A 24,724-nucleotide genomic window follows, 5' to 3' on the forward strand; every position below is an offset into this window, starting at 1 on the left:
ACGGTTCCTCATCAGCTTGTTTCTATGCCCTGGGCTTATCAATAACCCTTTGGCTTGTGAGGCCGATCCTATGGGGTTAGATTAAATAACTCAAATTCATATTTTTTATGCTTTGGATAACCAACTGGAATACGATTCATGGATCTGGCCAACCTCAACGCTTTTATCGCCATCGCCGAGACCGGCAGCTTCTCCGGCGCCGGGGAACGCCTGCACCTGACACAACCGGCGATCAGCAAGCGCATCGCCGGGCTGGAGCAACAGTTGAAGGTGCGACTGTTCGATCGACTGGGCCGCGAGGTCGGTCTGACCGAGGCCGGGCGCGCCCTGCTGCCCCGGGCCTACCAGATTCTCAACGTACTGGACGACACCCGCCGCGCCCTGACCAACCTGACTGGCGAAGTCAGCGGCCGGCTGACCCTGGCCACCAGTCACCACATCGGCCTGCACCGTTTGCCGCCGCTGTTAAGGGAGTTCACCCGTCGTTACCCACAGGTGGCGCTGGATATTCAGTTCCTCGATTCGGAAGTGGCCTACGAGGAAATTCTCCATGGCCGCGCCGAACTGGCGGTAATCACCCTGGCCCCGGAGCCGCACACGCTGGTCAAAGCCACGCCGGTGTGGGACGACCCGCTGGATTTCGTGGTGGCACCGGAGCATTCGCTGATCAGCAATGGCGCCGTGAGCCTGGCGGACATTGCCGGCCATCCGGCGGTTTTTCCCGGAGGCAACACCTTTACTCATCATATTGTCCAACGTTTGTTCGAAGCCCAAGGGCTGACGCCGAACATCGCCATGAGCACCAACTACCTGGAAACCATCAAGATGATGGTGTCCATTGGCCTGGCCTGGAGTGTTCTGCCACGCACCATGCTCGATGAACAGGTGGCGCGCGTACCTTTGCCGGGCATACAGCTCAGTCGCCAGCTAGGCTATATCGTGCACACCGAACGGACGCTGTCGAATGCGGCAAGGGCTTTCATGGCCTTGCTGGATGCGCAAATCGATCTGCCAGGGACTCCAGGCTAACTTGTGCTACTCCTATAGAGCCGCTGTCCCTGTGCCTAACGCCACCATCAGCTCAAGGCCCGTTAACAATGCCGAAATCTGTTGACCGAATTCCGCCGATGCCGCGTATTCAGGCCATTGATCCGCGACGTTCCGAGCAGAGCTGGGAGAGTGCGCCGCAATTGCTCGCCGCACTCAACGGCGCCCGGCTCGGCGCCTGGTATTGGGACATCGAGCGCGGGCAGATCAGCTGGTCGCGGGGCACTCAGGCGCTATTTGGCTTCGATCCACGGCAACCGTTACCCCAAGACCTGGAATACCTCGACCTGCTGCCCCCCGAGGACCGGGCTAAAACCGTGCGCGCCTTCCACGCAGTGATTGCCGGCGCGCCGCTGGAACAGGCGATGCACCACCGCATCCGATGGCCCGACGGCAGCCTGCACTGGCTGGAGATCAGCGGCAGCCTGCTGCCGGACAAACACGGCCGCCCCCGAATGATCGGGGTGATTCGCGAAATCACCCACCAGCGTCAGCGCGAACAGGCCCTCAGCAGCTCCGAGAAACGTTTCGCCACACTCTTTCACCTGTGCCCGAACATGGTGCTGCTGACCCGCCAGGAAGACGGCCTGATCAGCGAAGCCAACCAGTATTTCGAAAGCCTGTTCGGCTGGCCGGTACAGAGCGCCATTGGCCGCACCACACTGGAACTGGGCCTGTGGGTACACCCCGAGCAACGCGCAGAACTGGTGAAAAAGACCAAGGCCAAGGGCGAGCTGATCAGCATGGAAGTGCAGTTTCGCGCCAGCAACGGGCAGATTCATGACGGCATCCTCAGTGCGCAAAAGGTCGAACTCGAAGGCCAGCCGTATCTGCTGAGCACGTTTCTCGATACCACCGAACGCAAAGCCGCCGAACACGCCTTGAAAGACAGCCAGGAACGTCTCGATCTGGCGCTGGACTCGGCGCAGCTCGGCACCTGGGACTGGCACATCCCCAGCGGCATGCTTTACGGCTCGGCGCGGGCGGCTCAATTGCATGGGCTGGAACCGATCCCGTTTCACGAGTCATTCGAGGAATTCTTCGAAGGCGTGCCCGGCGAAGAACGCGACAGCATGCGCGACGCCTACCGCAGTCTGCGCGAAGGCCCGGCCGGCAACTATCAACTGACTTATCGCGTGCAGCTGGCGGATGGCAGTTCGCGTTATCTGGAAAGCCGCGCCCGCCTCTACCGCGACGAAAACGGCGCGCCGTTGCGCATGGCCGGGACCCTGCTGGACATCACCGATCAGGTCGAGCGCGAGCAACGCCTGGTAGCGTCGGAAGAGAAATTCGCCACGCTGTTCCAGGTCAGCCCGGACCCGATCTGCGTTACCCGTCAGGACAGCGGCGAGTTCATCGAAATCAACAACAGCTTCACCCAGACCTTCGGCTGGAGCGCCGCCGACGTGATCGGCCGCACCGCTGAAGACATCGGGCTGTGGGACGCTTCGGCAAAGAGCCTGCAACGCATCGAGCGGGTGATCCGCGAACAGGGCCTGAGCAATGTGGCGATCATCGTTCAGCACAAGGACGGCCAGTCGCTGACCTGCGTGATTTCCAGCCGGCAGATCAGCGTCGGCAATCAGCCGTGCATCGTCACCACCCTGCGCGACATCACCCAACAACAGCGCTCCGAGGCCGCACTCAAGGCCAGCGAGGAGAAATTCGCCAAGGCGTTTCACTCAAGTCCCGACGCAATCACGATTACCGAGCGCGACACCGGGCGTTATCTGGAGGTCAACGACGGTTTCTGCCGCCTCACCGGTTACCGGGCCGACGAAGTGGTGGGCAAAACCGTGTACCAGATCGGCATCTGGGCTGAGGAAAAACAACGCTCGGCGCTGCTCGCCGAACTGCAGATCAAGGGCCGCGTACACCATCAGGAAATGCTTGGGCGCAACAAGCGCGGCGAATTGCTGACGGTGGAGGTGTCAGTCGAACCGATCACCCTCAACGAAATGGCGTGCCTGCTGTTGACGGCTCGCGATGTCAGCCTGCTGAAAAATGCCGAAGCGCAGATCCGTCACCTGGCCTATCACGACCCGCTGACCAACCTGCCCAACCGCGCGCTGCTGATGGATCGCCTGAGCCAGCAGATCGCCCTGCTCAAACGTCATAACCTGCGTGGCGCGCTGCTGTTTCTCGACCTCGACCACTTCAAGCACATCAACGACTCGCTGGGCCACCCGGTCGGCGACACGGTGCTGAAAATCATCACCGCGCGGCTCGAAGCCAGCGTGCGCATGGAAGACACCGTTGCGCGCCTGGGTGGCGATGAGTTCGTGGTACTGCTCAGCGGCCTGGAAGGCACGCGCAACGAGGTCAGCGTGCAAGTGCGCGAGCTGGCGGACACCATTCGCGAATTGCTCTCGGAGCCGATGTTCCTCGACGGCCAGCGCCTGCAAGTGACACCGAGCATTGGCGTGGCACTGATTCCCGATCACGGTTCGACCCCGACCGACCTGCTCAAGCGCGCCGACATTGCGCTGTATCGAGCCAAGGATTCCGGGCGCAACACCACGCAGATGTACCACAACACCATGCAGAAAGCGGCCAGCGAACGGCTGCGCATGGAAACCGACCTGCGTCTGGCCCTGTCCCGTGGCGAATTCAACGTGCATTACCAACCGCAGGTGGATGCGCAGGACAACCGCATCATCGGTGCCGAAGCGCTGGTGCGCTGGAATCACCCGGAACTCGGCGCGCAATCGCCCACTGAGTTCATCAAGGTGTTAGAAGACAGCGGCTTGATTCTGGAAGTCGGCACCTGGATCCTCGACGAGGCCTGCGAGGCGTTCAAACAACTGATCGCCCTGAAACTGGTCGACCCGTTCAATTTCAGCCTGTGCGTGAACATCAGCCCACGGCAGTTCCGCCAGAACGACTTCGTCGAACGCATCGAACACAGCATGACCAGCCACGGACTGCCCTGCTCGCTGCTGAAACTGGAGATCACCGAAGGCATCGTGATCCAGAACCTGGATGACACCATCATCAAAATGCGCCGCCTGAAAAAACTCGGCGTGAGCTTCGCCATGGACGACTTTGGCACCGGCTATTCATCACTGACCTACCTCAAGCGCCTGCCGGTGGACACCCTGAAAATCGACCAGTCGTTCATCCGCGACGCAACCACCGACCCCAACGACGCCGAGATCATCCGCGCTATCGTCGCCATGGCCCGCAGCTTGGAACTGGAGGTGATTGCCGAAGGCGTCGAGACGCCGGAACAACTGGCGTTCCTGCAGGGGCTGGGTTGCCATTTGTATCAGGGTTACCTGCACAGTCGGCCGGTGGCACTGGAGGAGCTGAAAAAGATGCTCGAATGACGGGCACAAAAAAAGGGCGCCAGTGGCGCCCTTTTTTCTTGCGCGGTTTTATTGCAGAACCGGCTTCTGCGCCCCGTTGATCGGGATGCGCTTGGCTTTCGCTTCTTCCGGGATCACCCGCAACAGGTCGATGCTCAGCAGACCGTTGCTCAGATCGGCGGCCTTGATCTCGATGTGATCGGCCAGGCGGAAGGACAGCTTGAAAGCCCGCTGGGCAATGCCTTGATGCAGGAAGGTCACGCCTTCGTTGGCATCACGCTTGCCGCCACTGATGGTCAGCACACCCTTCTCGACTTGCAGCTCCAGGTCTTCTTCCTGGAAACCGGCGGCCGCTACGACGATGCGGTATTGATCGTCACCGTGTTTTTCCACGTTGTAGGGTGGGTAGGTGCTGCCTGGCTCGTTGCGCAAAGCGGTTTCGAACAGGTCGTTGAAACGGTCGAAACCCACCGAGGAACGGAACAGTGGTGCCAGGGAAAATGCAGTACTCATGGTTCAAATCTCCTGAAAACAATCAGCAAGTTTTTGTGTCTCCGCGACCCGAATTCGGCATCGCGTAACCCTTAAATAGGGACCGCCAAAATGATTTCAAGAGAGTATTTGCAGATTTTTTTCAGGCTGCTTCGGCGACCGGCAAGCCGAGTAAACGCGAGACCTGATCCGGCTCTGTCTCGCGACGCAGCACGGTAAACAGCTCGGTGGCTTCGGGATAATTGCGCGTCAGCATCGCCAGCCATTGCTTCAAACGGCCCGGCGACTGGCGTGCGGTCATCTGCGCCTTGGCTTGCAGCCAGAAGTCCTGAATCAGCGGCAGCAGCTCGCTCCAGGTCATCTCGACCACTTCTTCACCGGCCCGTGCGGCAGCGATCTGTTTGGCCAGATCCGGGCGTGACACCAGACCGCGTCCGAGCATGATGTCTTCGACGCCGCTGATCTCGCGGCAACGGCGCCAGTCTTCGACGCTCCAGATATCACCGTTGGCGAACACCGGCACCTTGACCACGTCCTGCACCCGCGGGATCCACTCCCAATGCGCCGGCGGCTTGTAGCCATCGACCTTGGTCCGGGCATGCACCACGATGTGCTCGGCGCCGCCCTCGGCCAGCGCGGTGGCGCAGACCAGCGAGCCGTCCGGGCTGTCGAAACCCAGGCGCATTTTCGCGGTGACCGGGATGTGTGCCGGCACGGCGCGGCGCACATGCTCGACGATAGTGTTGAGCAGCTCCGGCTCCTTGAGCAGCACCGCCCCGCCCCGGGATTTGTTGACGGTTTTGGCCGGGCAGCCGAAGTTCAGGTCGATGACTTGCGAGCCGAGCTCGCAGGCCAGTGCAGCGTTTTCCGCCAGGCACACCGGATCAGAGCCGAGCAATTGCACGCGCAGCGGCACGCCGGCACGGGTGCGGGCGCCGTTGAGCAGCTCCGGGCCGAACTTGTGGAAGTAGGCCGGGGTGAGCAACTGATCGTTGATCCGGATGAACTCGGTCACGCACCAGTCGATGCCGCCAACGCGGGTCAGCACGTCGCGCAGGATGTCGTCGACCAACCCCTCCATGGGCGCCAGGGCAATTTGCATGGGGAAACATTACTCAGGAAGAAAAAACGTGCGGCAGTTTACTGGATATCGCGCAAATCCGCAGATCCCTTGTAGGAGCTGCCGAAGGCTGCGATCTTTTGATTGTGATCTTTAAAAATCAAAGTCAAAAGATCGCAGCCTGCGGCAGCTCCTACAGGGATCGGGTCAGGCTGGGGACTGGATTGCCGGGCCATAACCCTCGATGAACTCCGCCGGCATGCGCTTGGGCTTGCCGCTGGACAGTTCGATACAGACGAAAGTGGTCTGGGCGCGCAGCAGGGTGGCGTTGTCGCTCGGGCGGATCAGCTGGAAGTGCCGGGTCATTTTCAGGCGCTGATCCCAATCGACGATCCAGGTCGCCAGTTGCAGCTCATCACCTTCGTAGGCCGCCGCCAGATAATCGATTTCGTGACGCACCACGGCCATCGCCCTATCCAGGCGCCTGTACTCGACCAGATCCAGCCCCAGCCGCTGCGAGTGGCGCCAGGCGCAGCGTTCGAGCCAGGTCACGTACACCGCGTTGTTCGCGTGGCCCAGCCCGTCGATGTCCTCGGCGCCTACTTGCAGATCAATGGTGAACGGCGTTGCCCGATCCCAGCCCATGCCCCACTCCCGGTCAGATTATTCAACCGGGGCAGTGTAACGGATGTCAGGCCGATTGCCGCGCTTGAAGGCTGCGCCCCGCCAACAGTGATAACACGCCATCAACCACCCGAGGGTCGGCCAGCACGCGCTGGTGGCCGCCGCTTTCCAGGCGCAGCAGACGGCTGTCGAACCATGACTCGTGAATCAATTGCGACTCTTTGACCGAGACGAAGTTATCGTCCTCGGCATGCACGATCAGGCCCGGCATATCCAGTTGATAGTGCGCGACATCGAGGGTCGCGGCGCGCATGCCAACGTCCTGCTCGACCTGTCGAATGAACGCTGAACGCGCCCTCGGCGGCATGCCGACGTAACGGGCGAAACCGCGTAGCACGCCGAGAATTCGCGCCGGGGCAGCGATGCTGACCAGGGTTTCGGTGCGCAGGCCCAGTTGCACCGCAAGCATGGCACTGGCGCCGCCCATGGAGTGACCGATGACGGCTTGCAACGGCGGCAGTTCGGCGGCGGCCTCAAGCATGGCGCGAGCGAACAGGACAACGTTGGCTTCTCGCCCCGGCGAACGACCATGGGCCGGGCCATCGAGCGCAACAACGGTGTAACCGGCCTCGACGAGTGCGGTGATCAACGCCGCAAATTGAGTAGGCCGCCCCTCCCAGCCGTGCATGAGCAGCACCGCAGGTCCCTGCCCCCAGCGCAGCGCCGACAGGCCAAAACGCAGGGTGATCCGTTCGGAACTCGCCAGCAGCGGCAACTCCCAATCACGCAGCGGCAGCGAGCGCGGCGTCATGAACGCTGTGCGCATTTTGCTCGCTACCTGCTTTGGTGCAATCCAGCCCAAGGTGCCATTAACGCCACGAACCCACTTCAACGTGTTCATCGCTCTCTCCCAAGGCCTGTTGCCTTCAGGTCAACGCACCGCCGACTTGGCGGCGCGCAGCAATCGATCGGATAAATCGCCAGGGCCCAGCGCTCTTGCCAGCGCCAGACCACCTACCATCAAAGCCACATCGGCCAACGCTTTGTCGGTGTCCTCGGGGCTGGACGCCAACTGCGCGATCATCAGTTCCAGGTGTTCGTTCAGGGCAAGACGGAACGACTCCGGCAAACGCCCCAGCTCGCCGATGGATGCCGGGATCGGACACGCCGACTCACTGGAATCCCGGTGTTTGCGCGACAGGTAAAACGCAGCCACCAGCGCACGACGTTCTTCACCGGTCAGCTCGGAGTCCATGTCGGCAATCAGATCACGCCGACGGCCGAGCAATTGCTTGAACGCCTCCAGCATCATTGCGTCCTTGCTTTCGAAGTGCGCATAGAAACCACCGACGGTCAGGCCGGCGGCGCCCATCACTTCGCCCACGCTGGGATCTGCCGGGCCACGCTGAATCAGTGCGGCGCTGGCAGCCTTGAGGATGCGTTCGCGGGTTTGAGCTTTTTTATCGTTCATCGTTGCCTCCGAATATTACGACTAGAATATTATTCGCATAATAATATTCTGCAAGTCGAGGATATGACCGCTGGTCTGAAGCACAGTGTAAGGAAAAAGGAGATTTGGCCAAACGCCAGATAAACAAAAGGGCCATTCAATAATTGAATGACCCTTATAAAATCCCGCAGTGCGGGTAATCGTGGCGTCCCCTAGGGGACTCGAACCCCTGTTACCGCCGTGAAAGGGCGGTGTCCTAGGCCACTAGACGAAGGGGACACAAACCTTCTATACAACTGATCAGTGCTGAGTGCTGATCGCTTCAAGGCCCGTGTGGCCAGACCTTGAAGTGTAAATTGGTGGAGCTAAGCGGGATCGAACCGCTGACCTCCTGCATGCCATGCAGGCGCTCTCCCAGCTGAGCTATAGCCCCGGATTTTTCGCCTCGCGGCGGAGTGACATCTTGCAACATCACTTCTGTAAAACTGGCGTCCCCTAGGGGACTCGAACCCCTGTTACCGCCGTGAAAGGGCGGTGTCCTAGGCCACTAGACGAAGGGGACGCAAACCCTTCTATACAACTGATCAGTGCTGAGTACTGATCGCTTCGAAGCCGGTGTGGCCAGGCTGCGAAGTGTAAATTGGTGGAGCTAGACGGGATCGAACCGTCGACCTCTTGCATGCCATGCAAGCGCTCTCCCAGCTGAGCTATAGCCCCTCATCGTTGATGTCATCGCTGAGGACGGGGCGAATCTTAAGGGCGTATCGAAAGCCTGTCAAACTTATTTTTGAAAAATTTCAAAATTTTTTGTCGGCATTACAATCACTTACCGCCCTCCCCCCGAAAATCCGGGAGGTTTTCGCACACCGCGACCTGTAGGAGCTGGCGCAGGCTGCGATCTTTTGCTCTTGCTTCTTAAGAACAACGGCAAAAGATCGCAGGCTGCGCCAGCTCCTACAGGGAATCACAAGTGCTTAGGCGATAGCGCCCAGCAGCTTTTCCCACTCTTTGTTTTCTTTCTTCGACACGCCGCCCAGCAGGTCGATCGCCTGGCGCAGACGGAAACGGGTCAGGTCCGGGCCGAGGATTTCCATCGCATCGAGTACCGACACCGAACTGGCCTGCCCGGTGATCGCGGCAAACATCAGCGGCATCGCATCGCGCAGCTTCAGCTCAAGGGATTCGACCACCGCCTGAATCGTCGCGGTGATGCTGTCCTTCTCCCACTGACGCAGGCTTTCCAGCTTCCACAGGATCAATTGCATCAACTGACGCACCTGATCGCCCGACAGTTTTTTCGATTCGAACAGCTTGGCATCCGGGTTCACGCCACCGGCAAAGAAGAAGCCACCCAGCGGTGCAACCTGGCTGAAGGTTTCAACGCGGCCCTGTACCAGCGGCGCAATCTTCATCATGTATTCGGAATTGAACGCCCACTTCTGCACACGCGCGGCGAACTCTTCCACCGGCAGATCGCGCAGCCACTGGCCGTTGAGCCACGACAGCTTCTCGATGTCGAAGATCGGCCCGCCGAGGGACACACGCTTGAGGTCGAAGTTGTCGACCATTTCCTGCAGCGAGAACTTCTCGCGCTCGTCCGGCATCGACCAGCCCATGCGGCCCAGGTAGTTGAGCATCGCTTCAGGCATGAAGCCCATGCGCTCGTAGAAGGTCACCGAGGTCGGGTTCTTGCGCTTGGACAGCTTGCTCTTGTCCGGGTTACGCAGCAGCGGCATGTAGCACAGCTCCGGTTGTTCCCAGCCGAAGTATTCGTAGAGCAGGATCAGTTTCGGCGCCGATGGCAGCCATTCTTCGCCGCGCAGCACGTGGGTGATGCCCATCAGGTGGTCGTCGACCACGTTGGCAAGGAAGTACGTCGGCAGGCCGTCGGTCTTCATCAGCACTTGCATGTCCATGCGATCCCACGGGATCTCGACATCGCCACGCAGCATGTCCGGCACCACGCAGACGCCTTCGGTCGGCACTTTCATGCGGATCACGTGCGGTTCGCCGGCGGCCAGACGGGCCGCGACTTCTTCCTTGGACAGCAACAGCGCGCGGCCGTCGTAACGCGGGGTTTCGCCGCGCGCCATCTGCTCGGCGCGCATCTGGTCCAGCTCTTCTGCGGTGCAGAAGCACGGGAACGCGTGGCCCATGTCGACCAGTTGCTGGCAATACTTCTGATAGATATCGCCGCGCTCGCTCTGCCGGTACGGGCCGTGCGGGCCGCCGACGTCCGGGCCTTCGCTCCAGTCGATACCCAGCCAGCGCAGGGCGTCGAAGATCTGCTGTTCCGACTCGCGGGTCGAACGCAACTGGTCGGTGTCTTCGATGCGCAGGATGAACTCACCGCCATGCTGCTTGGCAAAGCAGTAGTTGAACAATGCGATGTAAGCAGTACCTACGTGGGGATCCCCGGTAGGCGATGGCGCGATGCGAGTGCGGACGGTGGTCATGGCATGTCTCGAAAAGAATGAAAAGCAAAACAATCAAGCGGCGAATGGTAACAGGCGACACCCGCCCCGCTCCAGCGGGCAGGGCATTTAAGCCAAGTTTGCGGCTGGAACGCCCATAGAGCGTGGTGAATGGCCGAATATCAGCCGATGGCATTTACCGTTTATCGGCTTCGTGACAGATTCGCCTCCTGATAACTTTCCTTACAATTCCTCGACTACAGTTTGCCCATGCCTGCCCAACTCAAGCGTCGCCTGTTCATTTTCCTGCTGCTGGTTCTGTTGATTGCCGGGGGCTTCTTCGCCCATTGGTTTTTCAAGGGCCGCTTTTATGAAAGCACTGACAACGCCTATGTCCAGGGCGAAATCACTCGTGTATCGAGCCAGTTGAGCGCACGCATCGACGACGTGCTGGTACAGGACAACCAGCACGTGGAAAAAGGTCAGTTGCTGGTACGCCTTGAACCCAATGATTTCCGTCTGGCCGTGGATCGCGCCAATGCCGCCCTCGCCACCCGCGAAGCCGAGCGTTTGCAGGCACAAAGCAAATTGACTCAGCAATCAAGCCTGATCGCCGCCAGCGACGCGCAAGTGGCGACTACCCAGGCCACGCTTGGCCGTTCGCAGATGGATTTGTCGCGGGCAGAGACCTTGCGCAAACCCGGTTACGTTTCCGAAGAACGGGTGACCACCCTCTCCGCTGACGCGCACATTGCCCGCTCGCAAGTGGCCAAAGCCCAGGCCGACGCACAGAGCCAGCGTCAGCAAGTCAACGCACTGACGGCCGAGATCAAGCGCCTCGACGCGCAAATCGCCAACGCCCGCGCCGACCTCGCCCAGGCTGAACTCAATCTGACCCGCAGCGAAATCCACGCACCGATCAGCGGCCTGGTCGGCCAGCGCGCCGCACGCAATGGCCAAGTGGTGCAGGCCGGCGCGTATCTGCTGTCGATCGTCCCGGATGAAGACATCTGGGTGCAGGCCAACTTCAAGGAAACCCAGATCGGCCACATGCAGCCCGGACAGAAAGCCGAGCTGACCTTCGATGCCTACAGCGACACGCCGATCGAAGCGCGGGTCGACAGCCTGTTCGCCGCCTCCGGTGCGCAGTTCAGCCTGCTGCCGCCGGACAACGCCACCGGCAACTTCACCAAAGTCGTGCAGCGGATTCCGGTGAAACTCACCTTCAAGGCCGACAACCCGCTGCACGGCAAAATTCGCCCGGGCATGTCGGTCACCGCCACCGTGAACATCAAAGACGCCCCAGACAATGGCCGGTGATTCGCTGATCCGCCCGGTCGGCGAACCGACCCGGCGGGACTGGATCGCGGTGATGAGCGTGATGCTCGGCGCCTTCATGGCGGTGCTCGACATCCAGATCACCAACTCCTCGCTCAAGGACATTCAGGGCGCACTGTCGGCGACGCTGGAAGAAGGCTCGTGGATTTCCACCTCCTATCTGGTCGCGGAAATCATCATGATCCCGCTGACCGCATGGCTGGTGCAGCTGCTCTCGGCGCGGCGCCTGGCGGTGTGGGTGTCGCTGGGCTTTCTGATTTCGTCCTTGCTGTGTTCGATGGCCTGGAGCCTCGAAAGCATGATCGTCTTTCGTGCCATGCAAGGCTTCACCGGCGGCGCGCTGATTCCGCTGGCGTTCACCCTGACCCTGATCAAACTCCCCGAACACCACCGCGCCAAGGGCATGGCGATGTTCGCCATGACCGCGACCTTCGCCCCGTCCATCGGCCCGACCCTCGGCGGCTGGCTCACGGAAAACTGGGGCTGGGAATACATCTTCTACATCAACATTCCGCCGGGGCTGATCATGATCGCCGGGCTGATGTACGGGCTGGAGAAGAAGGAAGCGCACTGGGAACTGCTGAAAAGCACCGACTACACCGGGATTCTCACGCTGGGTGTCGGCCTCGGTTGCCTGCAGGTGTTTCTTGAAGAAGGCCATCGCAAGGACTGGCTCGAATCGAACCTGATCGTCACCCTGGGCAGCATTGCCCTGCTCAGCCTGATCACCTTCGTCATCGTGCAGATTTCCAAACCCAACCCGCTGATCAACCTCGGCATCCTGCGCAATCGCAATTTCGGTTTGTCGAGCATTTCCAGCCTCGGCATGGGCGTCGGGCTGTATGGCTCAATCTATCTGCTGCCGCTGTACCTGGCGCAGATCCAGAACTACAACGCCCTGCAGATCGGCGAAGTGATCATGTGGATGGGCGTGCCGCAGCTGTTCCTGATTCCGCTGGTGCCCAAGCTGATGAAATTCGTCTCGCCGAAGTGGCTGTGCACGCTGGGCTTCGGGCTGTTCGGGCTGGCGAGTTTTTCGTCGGGGGTGCTCAACCCGGATTTCGCCGGGCCGCAGTTCAATCAGATCCAGATCATCCGGGCGCTGGGCCAGCCGCTGATCATGGTGACCATTTCGCTGATCGCCACGGCGTACATCCTGCCGCAGGACGCGGGGTCGGCGTCGAGCCTGTTCAACATCCTGCGCAACCTTGGCGGCGCGATCGGTATCGCCCTGCTCGCCACGCTATTGGATGCACGGACCAAGACCTACTTCGATTATTTGCGTGAAGCGGTCGTGCCGACCAATCCGCAAGTGGCCGAACGCCTGACGTCGATGACGGACCGGTTTGGCAGCGATACGGCGGCGCTGGGCAAGTTGAGCGAGATCGTCCATCAGCAGGCGTTGATCATGGCTTACAACGATGCGTTTCACTTTGTCGGGATTGCGCTGGGGATCAGCATGCTGGCGATATTGCTGACCAAGAAATTGCCGGAGGGTTTGAAGGCTGGGGAAGCCCACTAATCCGAACACCACCCTGTAGGAGCTGCCGAAGGCTGCGATCTTTTGCTTTTGATTGCAAAAACAAGATCAAAAGATCGCAGCCTTCGGCAGCTCCTACAGGTTCAGCGTCAGGTTTCAAACCGCCAAAAGTCGATCGCGCAACTTGGCAATCTCATCGCGCATCTGCGCCGCCGCTTCGAACTCCAGATCCCGCGCCAACTGGTACATCTTCTCTTCCAGCGCGCGAATGCGTTTGGTGATTTCGCTCGGCGAGCGCAGTTCGGCTTCATACTTGGCGCTTTCTTCGGCGGCCTTGGCCATGCCCTTGCGCTTCTTGCTGCGCGAGCCGGGCACGGTGGCGCCTTCCATGATGTCGGCGACGTCCTTGAACACGCCTTTGGGGGTGATGCCGTTTTCCAGGTTGAAGGCGATCTGCTTGTCGCGACGGCGCTCGGTCTCACCAATCGCCCGCTCCATCGAACCGGTGATGCGGTCGGCGTAGAGAATCGCCCGGCCATTGAGGTTCCGCGCGGCCCGGCCGATGGTCTGGATCAGCGAGCGCTCGGAGCGCAGGAAGCCTTCCTTGTCGGCGTCGAGAATCGCCACCAGCGACACTTCCGGCATGTCCAGACCTTCGCGCAGCAGGTTGATCCCCACCAGCACATCAAAGGTGCCCAAGCGCAGGTCGCGAATGATCTCGACCCGCTCGACAGTATCAATGTCCGAGTGCAGATAACGCACGCGCACGCCGTGGTCGGCGAGGTAATCGGTGAGGTCTTCGGCCATGCGCTTGGTCAGCGTGGTGACCAGCACTCGCTCTTCGAGCGCCACACGCTTGGTGATTTCCGAGAGCAAGTCATCGACCTGAGTCAGCGCCGGACGCACTTCAACCTGCGGGTCGACCAGACCGGTCGGACGCACCACTTGCTCAACCACGCGACCGGCATGCTCGGCCTCGTAGTTGCCCGGCGTCGCCGAGACGAAAATGGTCTGCGGGCTAACCCCTTCCCACTCGTCAAAACGCATTGGCCGGTTGTCCAGTGCCGATGGCAGACGGAAGCCGTATTCCACCAGAGTTTCTTTACGCGAACGGTCGCCCTTATACATCGCGCCGACTTGCGGCACGCTGACGTGTGATTCGTCGATCACCAGCAAGGCATCGGCCGGCAGATAGTCATACAGCGTCGGCGGCGCGGCACCGGCCGGACGCCCGGACAAGTAGCGGGAGTAGTTTTCGATGCCGTTGCAATAACCCAGCTCGAGGATCATCTCCAGGTCGAAACGGGTGCGCTGCTCCAGACGCTGGGCTTCCACCAGTTTATTGCTGCTGCGCAGGTATTCGAGGCGTTCCTGCAATTCGACTTTGATGTGTTCGATGGCGTCGAGCAGGGTCTCGCGCGGCGTCACGTAGTGACTCTTCGGGTAGAAGGTGAAGCGCGGCATCTTGCGGATGACTTCGCCGGTCAGCGGATCGAACGCGGAAATGCTCTCCACCTCGTCGTCGAACAGCTCGATGCGGATCGCTTCCAGATCGGATTCCGCCGGGAAGATGTCGATCACGTCGCCGCGCACGCGGAACGTCGCGCGGGCAAAATCCATGTCGTTGCGGGTGTATTGCAGATCGGCCAGACGCCGTAGCAAGGCGCGTTGATCGAGTTTGTCGCCGCGATCGACGTGCAGCACCATCTTCAGATAGGTTTCCGGGCTGCCCAGACCGTAGATGCACGACACCGTGGTAACGATGATCGCGTCCTTGCGCTCGAGCAACGCCTTGGTCGCGGAAAGGCGCATCTGCTCGATGTGGTCGTTGATCGACGCGTCCTTCTCGATGAAGGTGTCGGACGACGGCACATAGGCTTCGGGCTGGTAGTAGTCGTAATAGGAAACGAAGTATTCGACGGCGTTGTTCGGGAAGAACGCCTTGAACTCGCCATACAGCTGCGCGGCGAGGGTCTTGTTCGGCGCCAGCACCAGCGTCGGGCGCTGTACCTGCGAGATGACATTGGCGATGCTGAAGGTCTTGCCCGAGCCGGTCACACCGAGCAGCGTCTGGTGCGCCAGCCCGGCTTCGATGCCCTCGACCAATTGGCGAATCGCTTCTGGCTGATCGCCGGCAGGCTCGAAGCGGGTGACTAGCTGGAATTCGGACATACACACCTCTGGGATCGCGGCTCGCGCAGAAAACAGCCGAACCGCGGGGATGACCGCAAACGACCGTTGTCGCCCAAGGAAAAACGAAGATTGTGCTCAATGTGGAGCCGATTGCCTCGGCTTTCAAGGCAAACGTCCTACATCCGGTAAAGTCTCTGACAGAGTCAATCGACTAACGGTCAAGAAATAATCGGAAAAACTTGCTTGAAAAGCTGAATCGCCTGTCGCCATTGCTCGGTGATGGCCTCTATACTAGCTCCCCGTTTGTGCACCGCTCTAGTGCATTCGGCTGGAGCGCGACACGTCCCTCCACTCTCCATTCAGAGCCGCCGTAATAATGAGCCTGTTCTCCGCTGTCGAAATGGCACCCCGCGATCCAATCCTGGGCCTCAACGAAGCATTCAACGCCGATACCCGGACCACCAAGGTCAACCTGGGTGTAGGTGTTTACTGCAACGAAGAGGGGCGAATTCCCCTGCTGCGCGCCGTGATCGAAGCCGAAACCATTCGCGCTGCTCAGCACGCTTCCCGTGGCTACCTGCCGATCGACGGCATCGCGGCCTACGACCAGGCGGTGCAAAAGCTGCTGTTCGGTAACGACTCGCCGCTGATTGCTGCCGGTCGCATCGTCACTACTCAGGCCGTCGGCGGGACCGGCGCCCTGAAAATCGGTGCCGACTTCCTCAAGCAACTGCTGCCGAACGCCGTCGTGGCGATCAGCGACCCGAGCTGGGAAAACCACCGCGCGCTGTTCGAAACCGCTGGTTTCCCGGTGCAGAACTACCGTTACTACGACGCCGCCACCCACGACGTGAATCGTGCCGGCATGCTCGACGACCTCAACGCCCTGCCGAACGGCTCGATCGTTGTGCTGCACGCCTGCTGCCACAACCCGACCGGCGTCGACCTGACCCCGGCCGACTGGAAAAACGTGCTGGACGTGGTCAAGGCCAAAGGTCACGTGCCGTTCCTCGACATGGCTTACCAGGGTTTCGGCGACGGCATCGATGAAGACGCTGCGGCTGTGCGTCTGTTCGCGGAATCGGGCCTGACCTTCTTCGTCTCGAGCTCGTTCTCCAAGTCGTTCTCGCTGTACGGCGAGCGCGTGGGCGCCCTGTCGATCGTCAGCGAATCGAAAGAAGAAAGCGCGCGCGTGCTGTCGCAGGTCAAGCGTGTGATCCGCACCAACTACTCCAACCCGCCAACCCACGGTGCAAGCATCGTCGCCGCTGTGTTGAACAGCCCGGAGCTGCGCGCCCAGTGGGAAGCCGAACTGGCAGAAATGCGTCTGCGCATTCGCGGCATGCGCGAGCAGATGGTGGCCCTGCTGGCCGAGAAAGCCCCGCAGCGTGACTTCAGCTTCGTCGGTCGTCAGCGCGGCATGTTCTCCTACTCCGGCCTGACCACTGAACAGGTGCATCGCCTGCGCAACGAGTTCGGCATCTACGCCCTGGACACCGGCCGCATCTGCGTGGCTGCGCTGAACCAGAGCAACATCAAAGTGGTGACGGATGCGATCGTTCAGGTCATCTGATTTCGCTTTGTCATGAAAAACGGGAAGCCTTGGGGCTTCCCGTTTTTTATTTGTCCCGGAATGATGTCCACACCCTCTAGACTGCACACAAATCAACCTGTAGGAGTGAGCCTGCTCGCGATAGCGGTGGGTCAAGCAATGATGCTTCGGCTGACAAGACGCTATCGCGAGCAGGCGAAGGCCTACAGAGTTTTGTGTTTATCCAGGAATTTTGTGAGAACCCAAATGAAAAACGACAACCTGCGTGCCGACCGAGACGACCTGGATGACTTCATCCCCCGTGCCCCGGCCAAACGCGACAAAAGCCTGGTGCTGCAAGTCGCAGCCGGGGTGTTTCTCGGCGGCCTGGCGCTGTGGCTGGTGCAACTGGCCGCCACGGCGGCTTACGCAAAACTGATGCTCGGCACCCTCACCTTCGGCGGTTAAGCCAGTTCAGTCGCTCGCTGACTGGCAGCATCGTCATAAGCGACGTACAGCGATTCGGCGACCTGGCTTTTGATTGCCTTGGTGCTTTCCAGGCCGAGGACGAAGCCTTCGGCTTTGCCGCCAGCGCGATTGAGCTCTTCAACGGTGCTGGCCTGAGTGATTGCGTCGAAGAGTTTCTCGGCGTGCGGCCCTACCCCTTTGGGCAGGCTGATTGGCGCGATGCTCATGCGAACACCTCGTTGTTGCGGATTGAATGCTTCATGGCGCGTACCTTTGCGGCGAATGGCCGGCAGCGCGTGTGACCACTTCCGGGCAGCCATGGTAGACCTGTGAGGCGGTTCTGGTAATCGCTAATCACTGACAAATCACCGTCCGTCCTGCCCAAACCGGAAAATTTACATCCGGCGCTTGACTTCTCTTTTTGAATCAGTAACATACGCACCAATTCCGCAATAGCTCAGTTGGTAGAGCAAATGACTGTTAATCATTGGGTCCCTGGTTCGAGTCCAGGTTGTGGAGCCAAATAGCAAAGCCCCTGAATCGAAAGATTCAGGGGCTTTTTTGTGGGCGCTCGAAAAAATCAAAGATCAAAAGATCGCAGCCTTCGGCAGCTCCTACAGGGAAACGCATTCCAAATGTAGGAGCTGCCGAAGGCTGCGATCTTTTGATTTTCCAATAAAAAGGCCGAACGGTAGTTCGGCCTTTTTCATCCAGTCAGCGATCAAACGTGTTCGCTGCTCTTCACCTGGGGCTTAGGCGCCCCATGCCCATGATCGTGCTCATCAGGCTCGATCACCGGCACTTCATTGCCATCGCAATCATGCAGCTTGCCGTCGCTGAAGTAATCGCCCTCACGCAGCGCAGCCAGATCGCGATAACGCAGGGTGCGTTCTTCCGCCGCCGCAAACACCGACTGCTGGTCCGAGTTGCCGGCAGTGAAGTGGTTGAAGGCCAGGTTCAGCACAATCGCCATGATCGCCGACGAACTGATGCCCGAGTGGAAAATGGTCGCGAACCAGCTCGGGAAATGATCATAGAAATTCGGCGCGGCAATCGGGATCATGCCGAAGCCGATCGAGGTCGCGACGATGATCAGGTTGACGTTGTTGCGATAATCGACCTTCGACAGCGTGCGAATCCCGCTCGCCGCCACCGTCCCGAACAGCACGATACCGGCACCGCCCAGCACCGAGGTCGGCACTGCGGCAATCACCCGGCCCATGAACGGCAGCAAGCCGAGAATCACCAGGAAGATACCGCCGGTGGCCACCACGTAACGGCTCTTGATCCCGGTCACCGCCACCAGGCCGACGTTCTGGGCGAAGGCACTTTGGGTGAACGAACCGAAGATCGGCGCAAACATGCTCGACAGCATGTCGGCGCGCAGACCGTTGCCCAGACGCTTGGAATCGACTTTGGTGCCGATGATCTCACCGACCGCCAGAATGTCCGCCGAGGTTTCCACCAATGTCACCATGACCACGATGCACATCGACAGGATCGCGGCGAAGTGGAAGGTCGGCATGCCGAAGTGGAACGGTGTCGGGAAGCCGAACATCGGCCCTTGAGCGACACCAGAGAAATCGGCCATGCCGAGGAACACCGCGACAATCGTGCCGATCACCATGGCCAACAGGATCGACAGACGTGAGATGGTCGAACTGCCGACCTTGCTCAGCAGCAGCACCAGCACCAGCGTCACCGCCGCCAGACCGATGTTCTGCATGCTGCCGAAGTCCGGCGCGTGGCTGTTGCCGCCCATGGCCCAGCGTGCGGCCACCGGCATCAGCGTCAGGCCGATGGTAGTGATCACAATGCCGGTCACCAGCGGTGGGAAGAACTTGGTGATTCGCGAGAACACCGGTGTGATCAGCAAGCCGATCAACGACGCGGCAATCACCGCGCCGAGTACCGACTGAAAGCCGCCCTCCCCGCCACTGCTGACGATCGCGACCATGGTCGCCACACCGGAGAACGACACGCCCTGCACCAGCGGCAACTGACAGCCAAAAAACGGTAGGCCCAGGGTTTGCAGCAGTGTCGCCAGCCCCCCCGCAAACAATGAAGCAGCAATCAACAAACCAATGTCCGCCGGCGACAGCCCGGCAGCCTGACCGATGATCAATGGCACCGCAACGATACCGCCATACATCGTCAGAACATGTTGCAGGCCGTAAGCCATATTCGCGCCGACCCCGAGATTTTCGTCCTCGGGCCGTTGGTGTGAAACATGGGGCGTTTTCATGTGGGGGGTTCCCTGGTTTTTGTTATGCGCACACTGTATTCAATACTCGGGACAAATGTCCATAGAGTTGTATACAACTTATCAGTCACATAATGGATAGGTAGCCACCCAAGCTTCTATCTCGCCACCTCCATCTCCCACAAATCCGGGAACACACCCCCTCCTGTCCCCCGGTTTTTATCTCACTAGGCTGATAGTGCTCATGGCGACCAGCGGCGCTCAATTAGACCCGCGTCGCATGGTCAGGCTGGCAGAATCATCCGCCCCAGCGACTGGCGCACATGCGGCTGGTCAGGCAGGCGCAGATTGAACTCCTGCTCCAGCAGCGCAATCAGCTCATCGACATCCGCCACTTCGCGCCGCTCGCTGTCGGCGCCCATGCGATGAATCGCGAAACTTGCGTTGTTCAGCGTGCGGCGCCAGCCATCGCCGGTACGCGCAACCATCAGGCGCTTGGCGAACGGTGACTCGGGATGGGTCGAGACATACCAGTTGCCGAGGGTGTAATCGATGTCTTCCTGGCGCTGCAGATCAAACAGGTACATTGCGCGCCACTCCCCCGCGACATTGGCACGCAACATGTAGCCGTCGGCCTGTTTCTCGATGCGATAGGACTCGTGCGGCGTCGGCTGTTCAGCCTCGGTGTCGAGCAGCAGCGGCGCGGTCGGCACCATGCCGCCAAAACCGACGTCGGTGATGTAGCGCTCGCCATCGATGATCACCAGGCTCAGCCGATGGGTGCGTGCCGTCCATGCGCCTTCGGGCTGCGCCAGCACCACCCGCCCCGAAATGCCACGGGCGTCGAAGCCCAGCTCCAGCAGCAGCGCCAGAAACAGATTGTTCAATTCATAGCAGTAGCCACCCCGGTCACTCTGGAGGACTTTTTGCTCGACTGATGCCAGATCGATCAGCACCGGTGCGCCAGTGATCGTCGACAGGTTCTCGAAGGGAAAAACCCCGGTGTGGCGCAATTGCAATTGCCGCAGGGTTTCCAGCGTGGGTGCCGGTGGGGCATCGAACCCCAGGCGTTGCAGGTACAACGCCGGATTCGCCAGGCGTGGCTCGCTCATTGCTCAGTCCTTTTGCATGTGGCCGCGGATCGCTGCGCCGATGGCCGACATGTATACGGGATTGCCCCGGGACTTCGACAATTGATTTCGCCAATCGAAACTACCGGCGCTTGCGCGAACCGATGCGAATCCACGTCGGTGCATGGTCACTGGCGTGCGGTTCGTTACGCACCCATGCGTCTACACCGGCTTCATGGAGGTACGGACTGAGCGCCGGATTGAGCAGCAGATGATCGATGCGCAGACCGGAGTTGGTCTGCCAGTGTTGTCGGAAATAATCCCAGAACGTATAAAGCCGATCCTCGGGATAAAGGTGGCGCAATGAGTCGACCCAGCCTTGATCCAGCAGCCGTTGGTAACACTCGCGACTTTGCGGCTGAAGCAAGGCGTCCTTGAGCCAGGACCGGGTGTTGTAGATGTCCATGTCGGTGGGCACCACGTTGTAGTCGCCGGCCAGGACCACCGGATGATCACTGGCCTGCAAATCCCTGGCATAACCGATCAGGCGTTCGAACCAGGCCAGTTTGTAGTCAAACTTCGGGCCGGGTTGTGGATTGCCGTTGGGCAGATACAGGCAACCGACCAGCACGCCATGCACGGCGGCTTCAATATATCGGCTGTGCTTGTCATCGGGATCGCCCGGCAATCCGCGTCGGCTTTCCAGCGGCTGCGCATCACGGGCGAGAATCGCCACGCCGTTCCAGGACGCCTGACCTTGCCAGATTGCACCGTAGCCGGCGGCCTCCAGCTCAGCAGCGGGAAACGCCGTGTCCACCGACTTGAGCTCTTGCAGGCAGGCGATGTCCGGTTGTTCGCGCTTGAGCCATTCCAGCAGGTTCGGCAGCCGCGCGCGCAGACCGTTGACGTTGAAAGTGGCAATTCGCAGATTTTTCATCGCTCATGGTTCTCGCCGCCGAGTGTAGAAATTGTGACCTTGCCTCCCGCAAGGTGGTTGCATCGGATCTGCAGGCTGCGGCGTAATGGGCACTTTCCAGAACCACCGGGAATCGCGCATGCAAATCGAACTGGAAGGCCGCGGCATTATCCTGCGCCCCTTGCAATACAGTGACGCCCAGGCCCTGCTCGAAGCCGCCGCCGATGGCGAGCTGTGGAACCTCACCGTGACCGTGGTGCCGTCAGCGACCACCCTCGACAGTTACCTGAAAAAAGCCATCGATGGCCGTGAGGCCGGTACGGTCATGCCGTTTGTCATCGTGTTGAAGGCCAGTGGCGAAGTGATCGGTTCGACCCGCTTCTGGAAAATCGATCCGCTCAATCGCAAGCTGGAGATCGGCAGCAGCTGGATTTCGGCGCGCTGGCAAAAAAGCTTCGTCAACACCGAAGCCAAGTACCTGATGCTGCGTCACGCCTTCGAAGTACTCGACTGCGTGCGAGTGCAGTTCACCACCGACGAAAACAACCAGAAATCGCGCAACGCGATCCTGCGTCTTGGCGCACAACAGGAAGGAATCGTGCGCCACGAACGGATCATGCCCGACGGTCGCAAGCGCAACTCGGTGCGGTTCAGCATCATCGATGACGAGTGGCCGCAGGTACGCCTTCATCTGGAACGCAAACTTGGCGTTCATCCACACTGATTCGCTCAGACGCGATTGCGCAGCCACTGCAAAAAGCCCTTTTTCGATTCCACCACCGGCACGTCCTGAGTCAGGCTCTGGGCCTTGTGCAGACGGTAATCGAGCAATGCCTTCATCGCTTCGTTGATGTCGTGACGGGCGTCGAGGCACGGCTTGAGGTAGGTCTTCTCGATGCGGTACAGCGCGCAGAAGGTCTTTGCGGCGAACGTGGCGGGCACCGAAGAATCGGAAAGAATGCCCGCCTCGCCAATCACTTCACCAGGGCCCATGCGCCCGGACTCGAACGGTGCGCCGTGCCGGGTCAGGGTCACCGTGACCACGCCGGACTCGATGATGAACAGATGGTCGCTGACCTCACCGGCGTCGAGAATCGTCTCGCCGGCGCGGAAGGTCTGCAGCGCCATGTTCTGGCTGAAGGTATCTTTTTCTTCTTGGCGCAGCGTCGAGAAAATCGGTGAGCTGTCGAGCAGCGCGCGGGGCCGGGACAAACCGCTCGGCGCGTTGGTCTCGACGCTCGACAGCAAATTGACGCCGGACGCCTGCAAATGCCGATAGGCCAGGTCAAACAGTTGATTGCGCACTGAACGCTTCTGGTCCATCGACGAGACAAAACCACTGATCTCGTATTCCACGCCGGCGCTGCTTGAGCTTTTCAGCGCAACGCTCGGCGCCGGATTGTCCAGCAGCGGCCGGCAACCCTGCATCGCCCGTTCCAGGGCATCGAGCACCGTGGTCGGCCGCGCGTGCGGACTGACCTGCACGCTGACGGCCAGGCCGAACATATTGCTCGGTCGGCTGAAGTTGATGATCTTGGCCTTGGCTGCCAGCGAGTTGGGAATCACCGCCATGCTGCCCTGGCTGGTCTGCAGCCGGGTGGCGCGCCAGTCAATGTCGATGACCCGACCTTCGGTGCCGTCGATGGAGATCCAGTCGTCGATCTGATACGGCTTGGTGGTGTTGAGCACGATCCCGGAGAACACGTCACTCAGGGTACTCTGCAACGCCAGACCGACAATGATCGCCAAGGCGCCGGACGTCGCCAGCACGCCTTTGACCGGCAGATCGAGCACATAGGCCAGTGCGGCAATGATCGCGATCAGAAAGATCACCGCCCCCAGCAGGTCCTGCAACAGCCGCCCGGTGTGCCCGACCCGCTGCATCATCACCGCGCCGATCAGCACCGTCAGGGTCCGCGCGCCGAAAAGCCACCAGCCAATCTGCAACCCGGTCGCCGCCAGATGCAGCGGCACGTTGTCGGCCCACGGCGCGGGCTCCATCGGGTTGAGCCCTTCGTTGAACAACAGCACGCTGAACAGACTGAAAATCAGCACCCGCACCAGCAGCTTCCACTCGCTGCCCCGGGAACTGATCAGACGCCACAATCCAAGATCGAGCAGGATCAGGATCAACGCGCAGAACAACGGATGTTCAGTCAGCAGAGACAGCATCAAACAACTCCGACAGAGGCCAATCGCGAGAAGATCGCACAGATTGGGCAAGTGTAGGAGTAATTGATTTCAGAGGAAGAACACCCGCGCAAAAACACCCAAAAACAGTGTGGGAGCGGGCCTGCCCGCCAAGGCGTTGGACCAGTCAAACATGCTTCGACTGTAAGTTCGCTTTCGCGGGCAAGCCCGCTCCCACAGGGGATCAGAGTCTGGGTCGGGATTTCTGATTTACCACAGGGGATCAGGGTCTGGATCGGGATTTGTGGCTCGCTGCAGGGCCAATGTGGGAGCGGGCTTGCCCGCGAAGGCGGTCGGTCAGCCAACTATGCATCGACTGACCGTACGCTTTCGCGGGCAAGCCCGCTCTCACACAGACAAATTACCCGTGCATCTGGCCAAAACGCCCGGACTGGAAGTCGGCGAACGCCTGGTGAATTTCCTGCTCGGTGTTCATCACGAACGGGCCGTGGCCGACGATCGGTTCGTCGATCGGCTCGCCGCTAAGTAAGAGCACCACGGCGTCTTCACTGGCCTCAAGGGTTATCTGACGACCGTCGCGCTCAAACAGCACCAACTGCCCGACACCCGCGGTTTGCGCACCGTTGACCCGCACCGCCCCTTTCAACAGCACCAGCGCGGTGTTGCGCCCTTCGTGCAGATCCAGCGTCAGCAGCTTGCCGGCATTGAGCCGCAGGTCCCAGACGTCGATCGGTGTGAAGGTGTGCGACGGGCCTGTATGCCCCTCGAACTCACCGGCGATCAACCTCAGGCTGCCGGCGTCGCCCTTCAACGCGATATTCGGAATATCGCCGTCGAGAATGGTCTGGTAGCCAGGCGCGGCCATTTTGTCCTTGGCCGGCAGGTTGACCCACAACTGCACCATCTCCAGTTTGCCGCCGGTTCTGGCGAAATCATCCGAGTGAAACTCTTCGTGGAGGATGCCGGACGCAGCGGTCATCCACTGCACGTCACCCGGGCCGATGGTGCCGCCGCTGCCGGTGGAGTCACGGTGCTGCAC

20 protein-coding genes and 5 tRNA genes are annotated in these 24,724 nt (G+C 60.3%); 8 read left to right on the top strand and 17 right to left on the bottom strand.

The genetic code is table 11. From position 1 onward, the window contains the following. Positions 1–138 precede the first annotated feature (138 nt). Positions 139–1,029 carry a LysR family transcriptional regulator gene (locus DBR18_RS20580; RefSeq protein WP_108591687.1) on the top strand — a complete coding sequence of 297 codons (891 nt, stop codon included), beginning with the start codon at positions 139–141 and terminating at the stop codon, positions 1,027–1,029. A 68-nt stretch (positions 1,030–1,097) separates the two neighbouring features. Then, complete coding sequence (locus tag DBR18_RS20585) at positions 1,098–4,376, top strand: PAS domain S-box protein (protein ID WP_108591688.1); 3,279 nt, start codon at positions 1,098–1,100, stop codon at positions 4,374–4,376. Between the two features lie 48 nt (positions 4,377–4,424). Here DBR18_RS20585 and DBR18_RS20590 read toward each other — a convergent pair whose 3' ends face one another. The 10 genes from DBR18_RS20590 to gltX form a co-directional block, all read right to left on the bottom strand. Further along, complete coding sequence (locus tag DBR18_RS20590; RefSeq protein ID WP_007969230.1) at positions 4,425–4,868, bottom strand: Hsp20 family protein; 444 nt, start codon at positions 4,866–4,868, stop codon at positions 4,425–4,427. 121 nt (positions 4,869–4,989) lie between these two features. Then, the gene (locus DBR18_RS20595; RefSeq protein WP_108591689.1) at positions 4,990–5,949 is read right to left on the bottom strand and encodes a tRNA-dihydrouridine synthase; all 960 of its coding nucleotides are present in this window, start codon (positions 5,947–5,949) and stop codon (positions 4,990–4,992) included. A 165-nt stretch (positions 5,950–6,114) separates the two neighbouring features. Next, entirely contained in the window at positions 6,115–6,552 is a 438-nt protein-coding gene (locus tag DBR18_RS20600; protein WP_041066021.1) for a thioesterase family protein, read from the bottom strand. Between the two features lie 46 nt (positions 6,553–6,598). Continuing rightward, on the bottom strand, positions 6,599–7,432 hold the full coding sequence (locus DBR18_RS20605) for an alpha/beta fold hydrolase (RefSeq protein ID WP_108591690.1): 834 nt from the start codon (positions 7,430–7,432) through the stop codon (positions 6,599–6,601). A gap of 30 nt (positions 7,433–7,462) precedes the next feature. Then, positions 7,463–8,002 (bottom strand): TetR/AcrR family transcriptional regulator, encoded by a 540-nt coding sequence (locus DBR18_RS20610; protein ID WP_108591691.1) that lies wholly within the window; start codon positions 8,000–8,002, stop codon positions 7,463–7,465. 182 nt (positions 8,003–8,184) lie between these two features. Further along, positions 8,185–8,260, bottom strand: a tRNA-Glu gene (locus DBR18_RS20615). Positions 8,261–8,338: 78 nt separating this feature from the next. After that, positions 8,339–8,414 (bottom strand) — tRNA-Ala (locus DBR18_RS20620). A 53-nt stretch (positions 8,415–8,467) separates the two neighbouring features. Next, positions 8,468–8,543: transfer RNA gene (locus DBR18_RS20625), tRNA-Glu, on the bottom strand. A gap of 79 nt (positions 8,544–8,622) precedes the next feature. Further along, positions 8,623–8,698: transfer RNA gene (locus DBR18_RS20630), tRNA-Ala, on the bottom strand. Between the two features lie 257 nt (positions 8,699–8,955). After that, positions 8,956–10,437, bottom strand: coding sequence for a glutamate--tRNA ligase (gene gltX / locus DBR18_RS20635; protein WP_003226448.1), 1,482 nt, complete (start codon positions 10,435–10,437; stop codon positions 8,956–8,958). Positions 10,438–10,665: 228 nt separating this feature from the next. Here gltX and DBR18_RS20640 point away from each other — a divergent pair, with 228 nt between their 5' ends. Both DBR18_RS20640 and DBR18_RS20645 read left to right on the top strand, forming a co-directional pair. Further along, positions 10,666–11,715, top strand: coding sequence for an HlyD family secretion protein (locus tag DBR18_RS20640; protein WP_108591692.1), 1,050 nt, complete (start codon positions 10,666–10,668; stop codon positions 11,713–11,715). A 49-nt stretch (positions 11,716–11,764) separates the two neighbouring features. Then, positions 11,765–13,255: an MDR family MFS transporter gene (locus DBR18_RS20645; RefSeq protein ID WP_177482413.1), complete on the top strand. Its 1,491-nt coding sequence runs from the start codon at positions 11,765–11,767 to the stop codon at positions 13,253–13,255. A 114-nt stretch (positions 13,256–13,369) separates the two neighbouring features. Here DBR18_RS20645 and uvrB read toward each other — a convergent pair whose 3' ends face one another. Further along, positions 13,370–15,385 carry an excinuclease ABC subunit UvrB gene (gene uvrB / locus DBR18_RS20650; RefSeq protein WP_108591694.1) on the bottom strand — a complete coding sequence of 672 codons (2,016 nt, stop codon included), beginning with the start codon at positions 15,383–15,385 and terminating at the stop codon, positions 13,370–13,372. Positions 15,386–15,722: 337 nt separating this feature from the next. On the opposite strand from uvrB, the gene DBR18_RS20655 reads away from it, so the two are divergent. Next, positions 15,723–16,919: an amino acid aminotransferase gene (locus DBR18_RS20655; RefSeq protein WP_108591695.1), complete on the top strand. Its 1,197-nt coding sequence runs from the start codon at positions 15,723–15,725 to the stop codon at positions 16,917–16,919. A gap of 225 nt (positions 16,920–17,144) precedes the next feature. Beyond that, positions 17,145–17,345, top strand: a complete 201-nt coding sequence (locus tag DBR18_RS20660; protein ID WP_108591696.1) for a hypothetical protein — start codon at positions 17,145–17,147, stop codon at positions 17,343–17,345. Here the strand turns inward: DBR18_RS20660 and DBR18_RS20665 are convergent. Continuing rightward, a complete protein-coding gene (locus DBR18_RS20665) occupies positions 17,342–17,572 on the bottom strand; it encodes a hypothetical protein (RefSeq protein ID WP_108591697.1) in 231 nt (76 codons plus the stop codon). The two genes, DBR18_RS20660 and DBR18_RS20665, sit on opposite strands and share 4 nt — an antisense overlap. A 219-nt stretch (positions 17,573–17,791) precedes the next feature. Here DBR18_RS20665 and DBR18_RS20670 point away from each other — a divergent pair. Beyond that, a tRNA-Asn gene (locus tag DBR18_RS20670) sits at positions 17,792–17,867 on the top strand. Between the two features lie 199 nt (positions 17,868–18,066). On the opposite strand, the gene DBR18_RS20675 is transcribed toward DBR18_RS20670, so the two are convergent. From DBR18_RS20675 to xth, 3 genes are all read right to left on the bottom strand, one after another. Continuing rightward, positions 18,067–19,590, bottom strand: a complete 1,524-nt coding sequence (locus DBR18_RS20675) for a nucleobase:cation symporter-2 family protein (protein WP_108591698.1) — start codon at positions 19,588–19,590, stop codon at positions 18,067–18,069. A gap of 242 nt (positions 19,591–19,832) precedes the next feature. Then, complete coding sequence (locus DBR18_RS20680) at positions 19,833–20,660, bottom strand: arylamine N-acetyltransferase (RefSeq protein ID WP_108591699.1); 828 nt, start codon at positions 20,658–20,660, stop codon at positions 19,833–19,835. 100 nt (positions 20,661–20,760) lie between these two features. Further along, positions 20,761–21,555 carry an exodeoxyribonuclease III gene (gene xth / locus DBR18_RS20685; protein ID WP_108591700.1) on the bottom strand — a complete coding sequence of 265 codons (795 nt, stop codon included), beginning with the start codon at positions 21,553–21,555 and terminating at the stop codon, positions 20,761–20,763. A gap of 118 nt (positions 21,556–21,673) precedes the next feature. Between xth and DBR18_RS20690 the strand changes: the two genes are divergently transcribed. Then, complete coding sequence (locus DBR18_RS20690; protein ID WP_108591722.1) at positions 21,674–22,258, top strand: GNAT family N-acetyltransferase; 585 nt, start codon at positions 21,674–21,676, stop codon at positions 22,256–22,258. 5 nt (positions 22,259–22,263) lie between these two features. On the opposite strand, the gene DBR18_RS20695 is transcribed toward DBR18_RS20690, so the two are convergent. Together DBR18_RS20695 and DBR18_RS20700 are read right to left on the bottom strand one after the other, a co-directional pair. Then, positions 22,264–23,706: a mechanosensitive ion channel domain-containing protein gene (locus tag DBR18_RS20695; RefSeq protein ID WP_108591701.1), complete on the bottom strand. Its 1,443-nt coding sequence runs from the start codon at positions 23,704–23,706 to the stop codon at positions 22,264–22,266. Positions 23,707–24,085: 379 nt separating this feature from the next. After that, positions 24,086–24,724: pirin family protein (locus DBR18_RS20700; protein WP_256588822.1), on the bottom strand; the 639-nt coding region annotated here is incomplete at its 5' end.

The organism is Pseudomonas sp. HMWF021, from assembly GCF_003061005.1.
In the GTDB taxonomy this organism is placed as follows: domain Bacteria; phylum Pseudomonadota; class Gammaproteobacteria; order Pseudomonadales; family Pseudomonadaceae; genus Aquipseudomonas.

Bases quoted from the DNA above. Each gene is read 5' to 3' on its own strand.
- gltX (WP_003226448.1), bottom strand. From the start codon at position 10,437: ATGACCACCGTCCGCACTCGCATCGCGCCATCGCCTACCGGGGATCCC.
- DBR18_RS20660 (WP_108591696.1), top strand. From the start codon at position 17,145: ATGAAAAACGACAACCTGCGTGCCGACCGAGACGACCTGGATGACTTC.
- DBR18_RS20605 (WP_108591690.1), bottom strand. From the start codon at position 7,432: ATGAACACGTTGAAGTGGGTTCGTGGCGTTAATGGCACCTTGGGCTGG.
- DBR18_RS20680 (WP_108591699.1), bottom strand. From the start codon at position 20,660: ATGAGCGAGCCACGCCTGGCGAATCCGGCGTTGTACCTGCAACGCCTG.
- DBR18_RS20655 (WP_108591695.1), top strand. From the start codon at position 15,723: ATGAGCCTGTTCTCCGCTGTCGAAATGGCACCCCGCGATCCAATCCTG.
- DBR18_RS20675 (WP_108591698.1), bottom strand. From the start codon at position 19,590: ATGAAAACGCCCCATGTTTCACACCAACGGCCCGAGGACGAAAATCTC.
- DBR18_RS20640 (WP_108591692.1), top strand. From the start codon at position 10,666: ATGCCTGCCCAACTCAAGCGTCGCCTGTTCATTTTCCTGCTGCTGGTT.
- xth (WP_108591700.1), bottom strand. From the start codon at position 21,555: ATGAAAAATCTGCGAATTGCCACTTTCAACGTCAACGGTCTGCGCGCG.
- DBR18_RS20580 (WP_108591687.1), top strand. From the start codon at position 139: ATGGATCTGGCCAACCTCAACGCTTTTATCGCCATCGCCGAGACCGGC.
- DBR18_RS20690 (WP_108591722.1), top strand. From the start codon at position 21,674: ATGCAAATCGAACTGGAAGGCCGCGGCATTATCCTGCGCCCCTTGCAA.
- DBR18_RS20585 (WP_108591688.1), top strand. From the start codon at position 1,098: ATGCCGAAATCTGTTGACCGAATTCCGCCGATGCCGCGTATTCAGGCC.
- DBR18_RS20610 (WP_108591691.1), bottom strand. From the start codon at position 8,002: ATGAACGATAAAAAAGCTCAAACCCGCGAACGCATCCTCAAGGCTGCC.
- DBR18_RS20590 (WP_007969230.1), bottom strand. From the start codon at position 4,868: ATGAGTACTGCATTTTCCCTGGCACCACTGTTCCGTTCCTCGGTGGGT.
- DBR18_RS20695 (WP_108591701.1), bottom strand. From the start codon at position 23,706: ATGCTGTCTCTGCTGACTGAACATCCGTTGTTCTGCGCGTTGATCCTG.
- DBR18_RS20665 (WP_108591697.1), bottom strand. From the start codon at position 17,572: ATGAGCATCGCGCCAATCAGCCTGCCCAAAGGGGTAGGGCCGCACGCC.
- DBR18_RS20595 (WP_108591689.1), bottom strand. From the start codon at position 5,949: ATGCAAATTGCCCTGGCGCCCATGGAGGGGTTGGTCGACGACATCCTG.
- uvrB (WP_108591694.1), bottom strand. From the start codon at position 15,385: ATGTCCGAATTCCAGCTAGTCACCCGCTTCGAGCCTGCCGGCGATCAG.
- DBR18_RS20600 (WP_041066021.1), bottom strand. From the start codon at position 6,552: ATGGGCTGGGATCGGGCAACGCCGTTCACCATTGATCTGCAAGTAGGC.